Raw genomic sequence first — 13,169 nt, 5'->3', positions numbered from 1 at the left:
GCCCGCGTTGCTGTTTGTCCGCGTTCTTAAGACCAGCCCAGTTCGATCCCATAGGTGGATCGCCCCTCAGGCAGGGTCGCCGATGGCAGGCAATAGCCCTGCCCTGCTGCTAATGTAGCAGGTAGCGGCGCTGATCTCATCCGCGTCCTGTCCACGGCAGCCTGCTCGGGTCCGGTGACCTGCCAATGCTCGGGCAGGGTCTCAGCGATCAGGGCGTGGCCTGCCGGATTGAGATAGCGAATCGCCTCGGCCCGGTTGTCCAAGGTGAGGTGATGAGACAACGTCAAGTGATCCAGATCCAGTTGCAGACGAAGCTGGCCGCTGACCCCTTCCAGGGCCGGCCGTTGCAGCGCCTGTCGCCGCCCGAGACGCCCGCTGAGCAGTCGCCAGTCCAATGCCGCGAGTCCCCGCCCGAACGGTCCGCGCGCAGGTTGGCGAGTGAGGGCCAGAGGCTGCGCCACGGCGGTGATCGACAGCGTGGTCTGTGACCATTGCACTTCGATCGCGTCGAAGTCGGTCAGCCCATAAAGCTCGTCACGACATTCGAACACTGGCACCCAGCCGGCCAGGGCCGGTTGTTGCATCAGCGCGTTGACCGTCAAGCGAATCGGCGTCGGCACCAGATAGCGCTCTCCTGCCCGAAGATGGAACAACAGCCCACCGCTGTAACGGAAGTCGACTTCTTGTTGCCGGAAGGCCTGGGGCGGCTGCCCGCGCGTGGAGAGAAGCGCACAGCGGCCGGCATTCGACTCGACGCGGAGCAGGCCGGCGCTGGTATCGGCGCCCAGCCCTTGCGGGCCTGTTGGCAGACTGAGATCCCGAAGGACGGCGGGACGCTCGGCGGTCGCGCTGAGATGGCGCGCCCAAGCCAGGATAGCCGCCGTCCAGGCGTTGTAGACCGAGAGATGCATGTATTCATCCCAGCCGGTGCGGCTGTGCGCCGCCGCATCGGCAGGGGTGAGCCAGAGCAGTCCATCGGCGCGCTCCTGCTGCTGCCAGCGCAGCAGCACACCGGTGAGCATCCGAGCATGGGCGCGCTCGCGATGCTCAGGTTCCCCGGCACCGATGAGCAGCAGCGCGGCCAGCAGACAGGCGTCGCCAAACAGGGCGTGGTTGCTGCGGCCAAAGCCGCCGACGCTGCCCGCGCCATCCCAGCTCAGCAGAGTCCAATCGAGCAGTCTGGTCAGGATCTGCGCCCAGCGTTGATCGCCAGTCTGCCAGGCCGCCACGCACGCCACGAACAGCGCCTTGTGGTGATAGGCCATCGGCGTGGCGATGCGGCCTGAACCGCCGCTTCTTGAGCGGGCTGGCGTTGCGGGATAATCGATGAGGCCTCCGCGTTCGGTCATCCATCCCGTCAGCATTCGGCGCAAGCGGACATCCGCGCCGCGCTGTTGTGCTGGCGCCTGGGCTTCGAGCAGCCGACAGAGTTGCGCGAGTAGAGTCCAGTTATTGGAGGGATAGCGGTGCTGAAGTGGACAGTGATGCAACGGGCGCTGACCGCCGTCGCGCTGATTGAGTAGCAGGAGCAGAAAGCGGTTGAAGGGGGCATGGCCGCGCTGTTTCGCCGGTACTGCCAGCCAGACCTGCTCGGCTGTGCGCCCCTGCTCAGCCGCATCGAGCAGTGATAATGCCAGTGCGCTGGCGAGTTGGCCGTAATGATCGGACGGCGTTGGCTGCTCTGACTCGGGATCCCAGAGGCCAACATCGGGGCGAATCTGGGCGGCCAAGCCTTGACCGAGCTTCGCTAAACGTGAACTTAGCAGTCTTGATGTGTAATCGGGACCGCCATTCGGGGACATATCAGGCGCTGGAGAACGGCATTGCATGACGCTGTGTGGTCCTGGATCGCTCATCGATCTTTGAACTGGCGACTGGGGCTGGGCTGGTTCAGCAGATCCCCGGGCTTGGGTACAAAGTCTGGAAACCTTGGCCCTGCTGGTGTTCGCGGACGCTTTGTGTTGCGCGGTGCCACTGAATCCTGACTCGCCTTGGTCTCCTCGTTGGCTCGCGGCGCCTCCTCCAGTTCTCGGCGCATGATGATGGCGAGCGCAACAAAGGCATAAAGCAGACTGAAGTAGGCAACATCCAAGAACGTACCGGCGATCATATATCCCATCAGACCTACCTGCATCGCCCAGGCATATTCAGATAGCCAGCGTTCTCCGGTCTCTCGCTCTGCCGTGCGACGTATTCGGTTCAGAGTCAAGAATGTGAATCCAACAAGGAGCAAAAAGACCGCTAGCCCTCCAAAACCGTGTTGGCCTAAAAGGCTAAAATAGATGCTATGCGGCGACAAGACATGGCGCCATGTACCTTCAAAATTCGCATAACCAATCCACCAGTCATATCCTAAGCCCGCGAACCTAAAGCCCATTCCACGGATCGGTCTCTCTATTGCCATATTCCAGCTAACACCCCAGGCCTGAATGCGTTGCATAGCCGAGGTATCTTCTTCATGGTTTTCGATCGTCTGCCAGCGCGCCATAAGACGATCAGGGGCTGAGACTCCAACCACTGTCACAGCAAAGATGGCGATCGCCACTACTAACCATTTTTTCTTCATTCGAAGAAAGATGAACGGCGCAATTGCCAAAAGCCCTAACAATGCCCCGCGGGAGTAGGTCACAAGAATTGCAAGCGCAGTCAGCCAAAACGCTGCATACATGATTAAGCCGACCTGCTTGGAAAAGCGCTGAATCGTTCTTGAGCCGAAATCGAACCAGCGATGATAGAACATGCGCGCACTCACCAAAATCAACGGCAAAACCATGATCATCGCAATACCGAGGTAAGTATTTCCTTCTAAATATGAACCGTTGGGCCCAAGAACCATGTGGGCACCACCTGTTCTAATTGAAAATATACCGCCTTTAAACCCATAATATCCTATTGAAAACGTAATGACCAAAAGCAACAAAACGATACGTCGCGGACCATAAACCAAAATTGGGGTGATAAATGTAATAATAAGAATCTTCTGCAGATGCTGCCAAAAGCCCCAAGCAGAAGGGTTAACGGCAAAGTAACTGGTCATCGCGGTATAGGCTACGAGTATCCACATCATGGTCATTTCTCGCGTGACAGGCATAGCGCGACGATCCTTCGTTATAAATAGCCCGACTAGCGTTGCGCCTCCAAAGACTACCGCAATCGGGAATGTTCGCATGAACCCCCATGTCAAGAAATGCGGCGTCATCAACCCCGACCAGAACCAAGCTAAAATGCCAATCCATGGCCGCATAAGGATGATCGGGACGAGCCCTATAACAATCACAAGGAGGAGAAGATCACGCATCCTGATACCGCCATCTAACCATTATTATTCCCGCCAAATCATTCCGATAACGGATAACCCGCGCGCTTGAGCATGTTACGCAGACCTGGTAAGGGATATCCGCCTTTGTAAGCCTTTCTGGCATAAATTCGAGCGTTTTCGTAGTCTTCCATTTTGTACAAAGCTAGACCCAAGTTATAATTGACCTCTGGATTTTCCGGGGCGAGTTTTGCAGCTTTCTCTAGATATTTTTTCGCTTCATCAGGCTTTCCAGCACGATAATAGTAGGCACCTTGAATAACAGGAACCATTGCGTCCCTGGGCTGTATCTGTTCCGCCCAAAGAAAGCGGCACTCAAGATTGATACTGGCAAGGCGAGGAAGCGTTGTCCCTTCTCGCAACGCGAGTCGTGTGAGAGAGTCTAGCGCTTGGTGGTGATTCGGCGACAAATTCAGCATAAACTCAATATCTTGGATTAAATAGCCAGTGCTCCCTTTGCGCAGCAATCGTACGTCTTCGGTGAAATGGACTTTCTCTACACCAGTAATGTGAGCTCGATCATTTGGATTTGTGTAGTCTTTCCCACGGCCTGTGTACTCAGGACAGACAACGGCATTGACGGTAACACTGAACAACAGAAGAGAAGGGATCAGAAACAGGGAAAAAGCAGAGGGTACAATAGGCTGACAATACGCTTTTGTCTTATTCTGGAAAAGCCCAAACAGCACTAGAATCGTCAAGCAGTTTAAAGCCCGCACTTTTTCGCTCCTCTCTATCATATCTATCAGGTGATGCTTGATAACGGCTAGGATGGCGCTCTGAGCCAACTGAGGTATCATCTGCGCATGCTGCCTGCATTGAATACAGTAACATCAGGATTCCCATGCTGCTCCACGATGCCTTGTTTGTCCACGCTGATCAGTCACCTGACGCTCTGGCCCTGAGCGACGCGAAGGCGTCCCAGCCCTATGCCAGCCTGGCCGAGTCGGTGCAGCAGGCCAGCACTTTCCTACTCAGCGCTGGACTCGCCGCCCGCGAACGCGCCGCAGTCTACCTCGACAAACGCCTGGAAACCGTCCACGCCCTCTTCGGCATTGCGCGCGCCGGCGGCGTCTTCGTGCCGGTGAACCCGCTGCTCAAGGCCGACCAAGTCGCCTACATCCTGCGCGACTGCAATGTGCGTATCCTGGTGACCTCGCCCGACCGCCTCGCGAGTCTAGCCGACGCCCTGCCCGATTGCCCAGACCTGCACAGCGTTCTGGTGCTGGGCGAAGTCACGGACGAGCAGCACATCGGCCATGTGCGCATCCTGAGCTGGCAGGCGCTGCTGGACGCCACCGACCCAACGGCGGGGCTAGCGCCGCACCGGACCATCGACACCGACATGGCCGCGATCCTCTATACCTCGGGCAGTACTGGCCGACCCAAGGGCGTGGTGCTGTCGCATCGCAACCTGGTCGCGGGCGCCGAGAGTGTCGCCACCTATCTGGAGAATCGCCCTGAGGATCGGCTGCTCTCGGTGCTGCCGCTGAGCTTTGATTATGGCCTGAGTCAGTTGACAACGGCCTTCCTCAGCGGCGCCTCGGTGGTGTTGCTGAATTATTTGCTGCCGCGCGATGTGATCAAGGCGGTCGCGCGTGAGAGTATCACCGGCCTGGCTGCGGTGCCGCCGCTGTGGATTCAGTTGGCGCAATTGGAGTGGCCCGACGAGGCGCGCCAAAGTCTGCGTTACCTGACCAACTCCGGCGGTGCCATGCCCCGCAAGACGCTGGATGCGCTGCGCGCACAACTGCCGGATGCCCAGTTCTTCCTGATGTACGGGCTGACCGAGGCGTTCCGCTCCACCTACCTGCCGCCGGCCGAGATCGACCGCCGCCCGGATTCGATGGGCAAGGCCATCCCAAATGCCGAGATCCTGGTCGTGCGTGAGGATGGCAGCCCTTGCGCCCCAGACGAGCCGGGCGAGCTGGTGCATCGCGGTGCCCTGGTTTCGCTTGGCTACTGGAACGATGCCGAGCGCACCGCCGAGCGTTTTCGCCCCGCGCCGGGACAGCCCGCCGGGCTGCCGCTGCCGGAGCTCGCGGTCTGGTCCGGTGATACGGTGCGAAGGGATGCCGAGGGCTATCTCTATTTCATCGGCCGCCGGGATGAGATGATCAAGACCTCGGGCTATCGCGTCAGCCCCAACGAAGTCGAGGAAGTGGTCTATGCCACCGGCCTGGTCGCTGAAGCCGCCGCGCTCGGTGTCGCCCATCCGACGCTTGGGCATGGCATCGTGCTGGTGGCGCTGGGCAAGGAACCGACGCTGACGGTTGAGGCGCTGTTGGCTGAGCTGCGACCCCGGCTGCCAGCCTATATGCTGCCGGCGCATATTGAGGTGCGCGCGCAAGCGCTGCCGCGCAATGCCAACGGTAAGATCGACCGCAAGAGCCTGGCTGGCGAATTCGCCGGCCTGTTTCAGGAAGCGCCATTGAGCTAATTTCCGGCCGTCAGCATCTTCGACCCGATGCCCCAGGCCTGACCGCGAAGCCCTGAATAAGGCCCAATGCTATCGATCAACCGAGAGCGCAACACCCATGGCCCTAGCCGAAGAAGACATCGCTTTCATTAAAACCCACCTCGGCGAGTGGCTCACCGAGCAGAGCCTCGGCAAGCCAGCGGTAGTCTACGAGATCGAGTTGCGCGAGCGCATGGTGCGGGTGGAGGAGGAACTCAAGCACCAGCGCGAGTTGATGCGCCAAGGTTTTGAACAGGTTGATAGACGCTTCGAACAGGTCGACAAGCGCTTCGAACAGGTCGAAAAGCGCTTCGAACAGGTCGACAAGCGCTTCGAACAGATCGACAAGCGCTTCGAGCAAGTCGACAAACGCTTTGATGAGATGCTCAAGCGCCACGACCAGCAATTTTTCTGGCTGCTCGGGTTCATCGCCACCGGCGTGGGCTTGGTCATTGCCGCGTTGCGGTTTCTCTAGATTCGCTGGACCAGCAAGCCCCGATGCAAATGTTCGTGGTCACCAATCCTCTTGCCAAAAAAGCCATAGACATCCATGGATCCAATCCTCATCGACATCATCGCCGGCGCGCGCCCCAACTTCATGAAGATCGCGCCCATCATCCGCGCCCTGCAGGAGCGCGAGGCTGCGGGTGGACCCTTGCGTTACCGGCTGGTGCATACTGGTCAGCATTATGACCCAAAACTCTCAGGGGCCTTTTTTGAGCAGCTTGGCATTCCGCAGCCGGATGTCAACCTGGAGGTGGGCTCCGGCACCCAGGCCGAGCAGACGGCGGCGATCATGACCCGCTACGAGGCCTTGCTGCTGGAGGCTCGGTCCAGCCTCTGCCTCGTGGTCGGCGATGTCACCTCAACCATGGCCTGCGCCATCAGCGCGCAGAAACTCTGTATCCCGGTGGCCCATGTCGAGGGTGGCATCCGCTCCGGCGACTGGAGTATGCCGGAGGAGATCAACCGCATGGTCACCGACGCAATCAGCAACTGGTTCTTCACCACCAGTGAGTACGCCAACGCGAACCTGCGCAAGGCAGGGGTCGAGGACGCGCGCATCCACTTCGTCGGCAACACCATGATTGACACGCTGCTGGCGAATCTAGACCGGCTCAGGCCGCCCGCGTTTTGGGATGATCTCAGCCTGAAACCCGGCGGCTACTTTGTGATGACACTGCATCGCCCAGCCAATGTGGATCACGCGCCTAAGCTCCGCGCCCTACTGGCCGCGATCGAGACCGGCACGCGCGGGCTGCCGGTCTTGTTCCCGGTGCATCCGCGCACCGCCAAGAGCCTCGCCGAGCTTGCTGATCTGCCGACAAGCTTGCATCTCGTGGAGCCACAGCCTTATCTTGAATTCAACTATCTGGTCCGACACGCCAAGGCCGTGATCACCGATTCCGGCGGCATCACCGAAGAGACCACGGTGCTTGGCGTCCCCTGCATGACGCTGCGCGATAGCACCGAGCGGCCAGAGACGGTGAGCCAGGGGACCAATGCGTTGATTGGCACTGATCCCGCAAAGCTTGCGCCGGCATTGGAGCGCTTGTTCGCCGGTGACTGGCAGACTGGAACCGTACCGGAGCGCTGGGACGGGCACACGGGCGAGCGCATCGTCACCGCGTTGGAAAGCCTGTTGATGTCCTGAATCAGCCCCTTAACGCCGTTTTTTCGTTTTTCGTTTTTTCGAGGTCGAGATCCGCAAACCGCGCCGGATCAAGACCCCAGCATCGGCAACCCATGGGCCTGGATCAACGAGCGACATCACATAGTAACGATGGCGCGGATTGAAGAAAAAGGCGATGAACGCGAACAGTTCTCGCACACGGTTAAAGCGAAGCGTCTTGTCTTGAATCTGGCCTTGCTGAAAGAGGATGCGAAGCAGCCGCTTGAGATCAGGTAGCAAGAACTTGCAGCGCACCCCAGGCCGATACGCGCTAATGGATGGCGCCACGGTTTGCCCGAGCCCCATGCGCTGATAGAGCAGCCAGGGGAACCGTGCCTCGGCATGGTAAGCGAGTGGCAGACTGCCCCAAAAGCGTCCGTTGACCTCCATGAGCGCGGCCTGCTGTGTGTTGGGATCGAACCGGTACTCCACCATTGCAGACCCTTCCCAGCCAATGGCGCGCAACAGTTGCACTGACTTGTCCATCAAGGCTTGGTGCTGGTCGGGCGGGAGGCTTTTACAGAGTGTGGAGTAACCACCTTCGGGGGGCCATTCATGCAGACGTTGATGCTGGAAGCACAGCAGCGGCTGGCCCTGTTCTAGATAGATCATCTGGCCTAGGCCATGCCCAGGGCAGTAGGCCTGCACCATCGGGTATTGGCCGATCGGGCGATAGCGGGTCAGCGCGGCCTCGAGTTCGGCTTGATCATGGCAGTATTCGGCCTTCTTGAAAGGCAGCTTATGAGCCCTGAGCGCTGGCTGAACCTCTGCCGGATCAGCCCATTTGAGCACCACGGGAAAATCGGGCGCGGCAGGCGTCACTGGCATCCTGCCATCGGCTGCAACGGCAAACTGACGGGGGATCGCGATGCCTAAGGGTTCGGCCAGCGCATAGACCGCTGCCTTATCGATCACCGTCTTGATGTTCTCCAGCGACGGAATCAACAATTTCAGTGCTGACAGGGCGGCCCGTTGCTGATTGAGAAAGAGGATGTCGCCCTCGGAGACGGTGATCACAAAGCGTGCGCCCTGCTCCTCCGCGATGCGGTTAAGCAGTGCCACCAAGGCCTCATCGCGGTTCTGATGCACATATCCCTTGCTCAGATAGCGGGAATGCAGACCGACCGCGCTCGTGGAGCGCCCGATGCCAAATAGCGGTACACCAGCGCGGCCAAGATCGCGAAGGATGCTGAGCCCGATCTGGGAATCAATGCCGAGGACGATGACCCCGGGGAGGCTTTCTTTGGGCGCGGCGGTGCGTGCCATCTCGTTCTAGGCCCCTTCCATGCTTTTGCGGAAGAGTCGTTTGAGCGGACGAGGCACCTGAATGCCGGAATCGGCGAGGCCTTTGTTGATCTTGTGGGCAAGATCCATGGCATGGATCTTTGCTCGCAGCAGGTTGCGCTTGATCTGGGAGTAATCAGTGAGCGTCTTGCCCTGCATCTGGATCTCGAACTGCCCTTGCCGAATGGCATCGATGACTGAGGCTCTGGTCAGGGGGATGCCCTGGCTGAGCACCAGGTGGGTCGCCGAGTATTGCTTGGGTGAGTGGAAATCCATGCCGGCGACACCAACCGCGGCCGGGCGTTGCTTTCGCACCTGGTGGAGCAGTCGCTCGCTCTGAGGGCGAAAGTAGTGGCGCCCGTCGTGCTTGGTATTGAGGATCTCGACGCCATCGCAGCGCTCAATCAGCCACTGGGGATACTGGTAGCGGGCCTTGATGGGGTGGGAAAAAATGCACAGCTCGGCATTAGGGTAGAGGCTGTCGAAGATGCTGCGATGGTCGCTGAAGTCGACGTTGGTGGGTGAAACGCCGAGGAAGTAGATCTTGAAGTAGTCCATCTCGATGCCGGGGATGAACAGGAACTGCTCATCGGAATTCGCCTCGCAATCGGCGAGGATCGCATCGACGTTGTCCTGATTGAGATACTCGATATGCTCGGTGATACAGACGAAACTGAGCCCGCGCGCACTGAAAAAAGCCTTCAGCTCGGCATAGGATAGCTGAGCATCGAATGAGTGCTGGCTGTGGCAGTGCACCGTCCCTTGTAGACGAGGCATCGGACTGTCGCTGGAAGGCATCTTCAACGTCTCCTCTCGACGGCTGGTTTAGAGCCGCATGATGGCGTGATTGAGGCGATTGACCAGCATTCTCCCGGCCGCCTGCCAGGGTTGAACGCTGAGCAGGAGGTCTTGCTCAGCGGTCTCACAGTCGCTTGTGTCGCTCAGTGTTGCGACCTCGAAGCCCGGCTCCTCCGCCAGGAATGCGCAGAGTTTTTCTAGTCGCCCTCGATTGATGCGGTCAGGATAGAGGCTTTGGTAGGTAATATCGCGATGCTTGATGTATTCGAAGGCATGCGTCAACACCACCACATCAGACAATCCGCGCGCGCGCGCCTGTTTCAGGAGTGTGCGCATCTCGGGCCATGAGGTGCCGGTGATCGTGAGCGTCTTGAGATGCTTTTTCTGTCGCCATTGTAAGTCGGCGAAGGTGGTGACTGGAAGCTCGCGGATACCCTGAATCTGGTGACAGCCACTCAAGCGTTGCAGCGCCGGCTCTGCGGGGCGGTAGACTGCGAGGCCAATATTGGAGGCGGTGCTGATGCCGCGGCGCCCCATGGCCTCATAGACTTTGGTGTTGACCCGCAAGCCGCCGGTGCGCAGTACCTCCGGGGTGTCTAAGCCCCAGCGCTTGAAGGTGGCCTGTCCGAGCTGGATCAGGCGCTCGATCTCATAGACGGAACGACGGGTGATGTCATCGTTGGGCGGATCGGATTGCAGACTGTCGGCCCAGTTGGACCGCTCGAAATAAGTCCAGCAGGGGTGTAGGTGTAGTTGCACCGAGTGGCCGGCGGCGGCAATCTCGCGAGCAATGCCGCCCATCGGCTCATCCCCGAAATAGCAGGTGTTGAGTGTCTCGACGAAGAAGGTCGCCGGCAGGCGAAATCGCGCGAGGGTCTCGAGCAGGTAACCTAGGCCGCCGGACTTTCCTTCTAGCGGACAGTACACCGCGGGCGGGCCGACGGGTTGATGGCGGTGCGGGTCTTGAAAGGCACCCGCAATGCTGAACTCGGTATCGACCGTGATATGAACGCGGGTGGACATCTCGGACTTCTCGGCGGTTGGTGTAAAGTGACGATGCGAACGACTCGAGCGAACGACTCGGGTCCTCAAGCTAGACGAATCCAGTGTCACCATCAATATGAAACACTCCACATTCTTCGTGACTCATGCCCCTGAGCGGATCGGAGAAGCTGGCATGGATCGCCGCGAGGTGGTGGCGTGAACCGCGCGTTGACCTCCTCCATAACCGCTCATGCAAGCGCGCCAGCGATCGTCATTGGGCTCTGTGTGCATGGCCTTGCGTTGGTGCGCGCCTTGCACGAAGGCGGGGTGCGCGTGCTGGCACTGGAGGCCAACCGCGCCTTACCTGGCGCCCACACCCGGATGGCGGAGGTCCATTGGACGGCTGACATCAACGGGACTGGGCTGATCGATGGGCTGATCGCACTGCGGCAAAGCTTACCGCCCGAGCCTGTCCCTGTGCTCTATCCCAGCAACGACAATATGGTGCGGGTGCTCGCGAGCCATTGGGAGCGGCTGCAAGCCCTGTACCGATTGAGCTGGTCGGATTGCCGCGAGACGGTGCTGAGGCTGCTGGATAAGAGCGCACTCGAGGCGCATTGTCAGCGCCATGACCTGCCCTATCCAAAGACCTGGATTTTGCCAGATCTTGATGCCCTGCCCGCCCTCAGCGCCGAAGGGCTAGATTTTCCTTTGATCGTCAAACCTGCACGGCCGCTGTCGGGGTTCAAGGTGCGCCTGCTTGATGACCACCAGGCGCTGGAGCAGCTTGCGCGCGAGCGTTCGCAGGCGCTGCCTTTTCTGCTGCAGCATTGGGTGCCTGGCGAAGATCGCCGCATCCTGTTCTATGCGTTTTATCTGGATCGGGGACGCATCCTGGCCAGCTTCGGCGGCCGTAAGCTGGCCTCGAAGCCGGCGGCTCTCGGGCAGACCATCGTCGCGGAATCCTTTCCGCATGCGGCCATGCTCGCGCTCGCTGAGCGCTTCTTCGCGCCGCTGGAACTCTCAGGGCCGGTGTCGCTGGAGGCGAAGCTCGATGCCGATGGTCAGCCCTGGATCATCGAGCCCACCCTTGGCCGTACCGATTACTGGCTCGACTGCTGCGTGGCGAACGGGGTCAATTTGCCGCTGATTGAGCATCAGGCACAAAGCAGGCTGCCGGTTGGTCAACCGACGCAAACGCAGGGGATGATCTGGTTCGACACCGAGCGCGGCCCCGGCAGTTATCTGCGCCTGCGCTTTGGGCGCGGCGAGACCGCCACGGACCCTTGGCGACCTCGATTCGCCTATTGGAATCGCCATGATCCAGTGCCGTCTTTGTTTGGTACGCTGAGGCTCATTCAGCGCAGTCTGCAACGCGTCATTCACCGTCTATCGAACATCGTCTATCGAAAGTGAGGGAACAGAACGTCTTATGACCAGCAGCCGCCCCAGCCATGCCCCGATGGTCCAGTTTCCGGTGGTCGACGACTGCCTGCAGATCGGCGGCCTGGCGCTGACCGAACTCGCCGCGCGCGTTGGCCAGACCCCGTTTTATGCCTATGATCGCGCCCAACTGACGGCGCGCGTGCAACAACTGCGCGCGGCCCTGCCGGCCGAGCTGTCGATCCATTACGCGATCAAGGCCAACCCGATGCCAGCTTTGGTGCAGCACATGGCCGGTCTGGTCGATGGCCTAGATGTGGCCTCAGCGGGCGAGCTACGGGTGGCGCTGGATGCCGGCATGCCCGCCACCGAGATCAGCTTCGCCGGCCCCGGCAAGGCGCCTTGGGAGCTGGAGGCGGCGGTCGCGGCGGGCATCACCATCAACCTCGAATCCGAGACCGAGCTGGCGCGGGTGGCAGCGATTGCCGAGCGCAGCGGTCGCACCGCTCATGTCGCCGTGCGCGTGAATCCGGATTTCGAGCTGAAAAGCTCGGGCATGAAGATGAGCGGCGGCCCCAAGGCGTTCGGCGTCGATGCCGAGCGGGTGCCGGCGATGCTGGCGCACATCGGCGAGCTGGGGCTGCATTTCCGCGGCCTGCATATCTTTTCCGGGTCGCAGAACCTGCGCCCGGAAACGCTAATCGAGGCGCAACAACAGACGTTTGATCTCGCGCTGCGGCTGGCCGAGCAGGCGCCATCACCCCTGGAGATGCTGAACATCGGCGGCGGTTTCGGTATCCCCTACTTCCCCGGCGAACAGCCGCTGGATCTGGCCTCGATCGGCGAGCACCTGGCGCAACGCCTGCCCGAGGTACGCGAGCATCTTCCGGACACCGAGATCATCCTCGAGCTAGGCCGCTATCTGGTCGGCGAGGCCGGCGTCTATGTCGCCGAAGTGCTGGATCGCAAGGAATCCCGTGGGCAGATCTTCTTGATCACCGATGGTGGTCTACATCACCATTTGGCTGCCTCGGGCAATTTCGGGCAGGTGATTCGCAAGAACTACCCGGTGGTGGTCGGCAACCGGGTCCAGGGCACTGAGCGCGAGTTGGTCAATGTGGTTGGCCCGCTCTGCACGCCACTGGATGTGCTGGCGCAGCAAATGGAGCTAGCCCGCGCCGAGATCGGCGATCTGATCGTCGTCTTCCAGTCCGGAGCCTATGGCTATACCGCCAGCCCGACGCGGTTCCTTGGGCATCCAGAAGCGGTTGAGA

Annotated in this window: 11 protein-coding genes; 5 read left to right on the top strand and 6 right to left on the bottom strand. The window is 60.1% G+C overall.

The window, feature by feature from the left end:
- Nucleotides 1-26 precede the first annotated feature (26 nt).
- The 3 genes from VBE63_RS07720 to VBE63_RS07710 all read right to left on the bottom strand — a co-directional run bounded on the left by VBE63_RS07720 (nucleotide 27) and on the right by VBE63_RS07710 (nucleotide 4,104).
- A complete protein-coding gene (locus tag VBE63_RS07720; protein ID WP_323682436.1) occupies nucleotides 27-1,730 on the bottom strand; it encodes a hypothetical protein in 1,704 nt (567 codons plus the stop codon).
- Between the two features lie 122 nt (nucleotides 1,731-1,852).
- Nucleotides 1,853-3,298 (bottom strand): putative O-glycosylation ligase, exosortase A system-associated, encoded by a 1,446-nt coding sequence (locus tag VBE63_RS07715; protein ID WP_323682435.1) that lies wholly within the window; start codon nucleotides 3,296-3,298, stop codon nucleotides 1,853-1,855.
- Nucleotides 3,299-3,336: 38 nt separating this feature from the next.
- Nucleotides 3,337-4,104 carry a tetratricopeptide repeat protein gene (locus tag VBE63_RS07710; RefSeq protein WP_323682434.1) on the bottom strand — a complete coding sequence of 256 codons (768 nt, stop codon included), beginning with the start codon at nucleotides 4,102-4,104 and terminating at the stop codon, nucleotides 3,337-3,339.
- A 56-nt stretch (nucleotides 4,105-4,160) separates the two neighbouring features.
- On the opposite strand from VBE63_RS07710, the gene VBE63_RS07705 reads away from it, so the two are divergent.
- The 3 genes from VBE63_RS07705 to wecB all read left to right on the top strand — a co-directional run bounded on the left by VBE63_RS07705 (nucleotide 4,161) and on the right by wecB (nucleotide 7,428).
- Entirely contained in the window at nucleotides 4,161-5,756 is a 1,596-nt protein-coding gene (locus tag VBE63_RS07705; RefSeq protein WP_323682433.1) for an acyl-CoA ligase (AMP-forming), exosortase A system-associated, read from the top strand.
- Nucleotides 5,757-5,853: 97 nt separating this feature from the next.
- Nucleotides 5,854-6,249 (top strand): hypothetical protein, encoded by a 396-nt coding sequence (locus tag VBE63_RS07700; protein ID WP_323682432.1) that lies wholly within the window; start codon nucleotides 5,854-5,856, stop codon nucleotides 6,247-6,249.
- Nucleotides 6,250-6,333: 84 nt separating this feature from the next.
- Nucleotides 6,334-7,428, top strand: coding sequence for a non-hydrolyzing UDP-N-acetylglucosamine 2-epimerase (wecB, locus tag VBE63_RS07695; RefSeq protein ID WP_416274517.1), 1,095 nt, complete (start codon nucleotides 6,334-6,336; stop codon nucleotides 7,426-7,428).
- Nucleotides 7,429-7,437: 9 nt separating this feature from the next.
- Here the strand turns inward: wecB and VBE63_RS07690 are convergent, their stop codons facing one another.
- From VBE63_RS07690 to VBE63_RS07680, 3 genes are read right to left on the bottom strand one after another with little or no spacing between them, the layout of a single operon-like run.
- Nucleotides 7,438-8,712, bottom strand: coding sequence for a hypothetical protein (locus tag VBE63_RS07690; protein ID WP_323682430.1), 1,275 nt, complete (start codon nucleotides 8,710-8,712; stop codon nucleotides 7,438-7,440).
- A gap of 6 nt (nucleotides 8,713-8,718) precedes the next feature.
- On the bottom strand, nucleotides 8,719-9,528 hold the full coding sequence (locus tag VBE63_RS07685) for a PHP domain-containing protein (RefSeq protein WP_323682429.1): 810 nt from the start codon (nucleotides 9,526-9,528) through the stop codon (nucleotides 8,719-8,721).
- A 27-nt stretch (nucleotides 9,529-9,555) separates the two neighbouring features.
- A complete protein-coding gene (locus VBE63_RS07680; RefSeq protein ID WP_323682428.1) occupies nucleotides 9,556-10,551 on the bottom strand; it encodes a polysaccharide deacetylase in 996 nt (331 codons plus the stop codon).
- A 189-nt stretch (nucleotides 10,552-10,740) separates the two neighbouring features.
- Between VBE63_RS07680 and VBE63_RS07675 the strand changes: the two genes are divergently transcribed.
- Both VBE63_RS07675 and VBE63_RS07670 read left to right on the top strand, forming a co-directional pair.
- Nucleotides 10,741-11,928: a hypothetical protein gene (locus tag VBE63_RS07675; protein WP_323682427.1), complete on the top strand. Its 1,188-nt coding sequence runs from the start codon at nucleotides 10,741-10,743 to the stop codon at nucleotides 11,926-11,928.
- 16 nt (nucleotides 11,929-11,944) lie between these two features.
- A partial coding sequence (locus VBE63_RS07670) for a pyridoxal-dependent decarboxylase, exosortase A system-associated (protein ID WP_323682426.1) occupies nucleotides 11,945-13,169 on the top strand: 1,225 nt, incomplete at its 3' end.

The organism is Lamprobacter sp., from assembly GCF_034860625.1.
In the GTDB taxonomy this organism is placed as follows: domain Bacteria; phylum Pseudomonadota; class Gammaproteobacteria; order Chromatiales; family Chromatiaceae; genus Lamprobacter.
This window is presented reverse-complemented; position numbering and strand designations above follow the sequence as displayed.

What these genes read in the sequence shown, in the direction of transcription:
- VBE63_RS07715 (WP_323682435.1), bottom strand. Translation starts at nt 3,298, where the DNA reads ATGCGTGATCTTCTCCTCCTTGTGATTGTTATAGGGCTCGTCCCGATC.
- VBE63_RS07705 (WP_323682433.1), top strand. Translation starts at nt 4,161, where the DNA reads ATGCTGCTCCACGATGCCTTGTTTGTCCACGCTGATCAGTCACCTGAC.
- VBE63_RS07700 (WP_323682432.1), top strand. Translation starts at nt 5,854, where the DNA reads ATGGCCCTAGCCGAAGAAGACATCGCTTTCATTAAAACCCACCTCGGC.
- VBE63_RS07690 (WP_323682430.1), bottom strand. Translation starts at nt 8,712, where the DNA reads ATGGCACGCACCGCCGCGCCCAAAGAAAGCCTCCCCGGGGTCATCGTC.
- VBE63_RS07685 (WP_323682429.1), bottom strand. Translation starts at nt 9,528, where the DNA reads ATGCCTTCCAGCGACAGTCCGATGCCTCGTCTACAAGGGACGGTGCAC.
- VBE63_RS07680 (WP_323682428.1), bottom strand. Translation starts at nt 10,551, where the DNA reads ATGTCCACCCGCGTTCATATCACGGTCGATACCGAGTTCAGCATTGCG.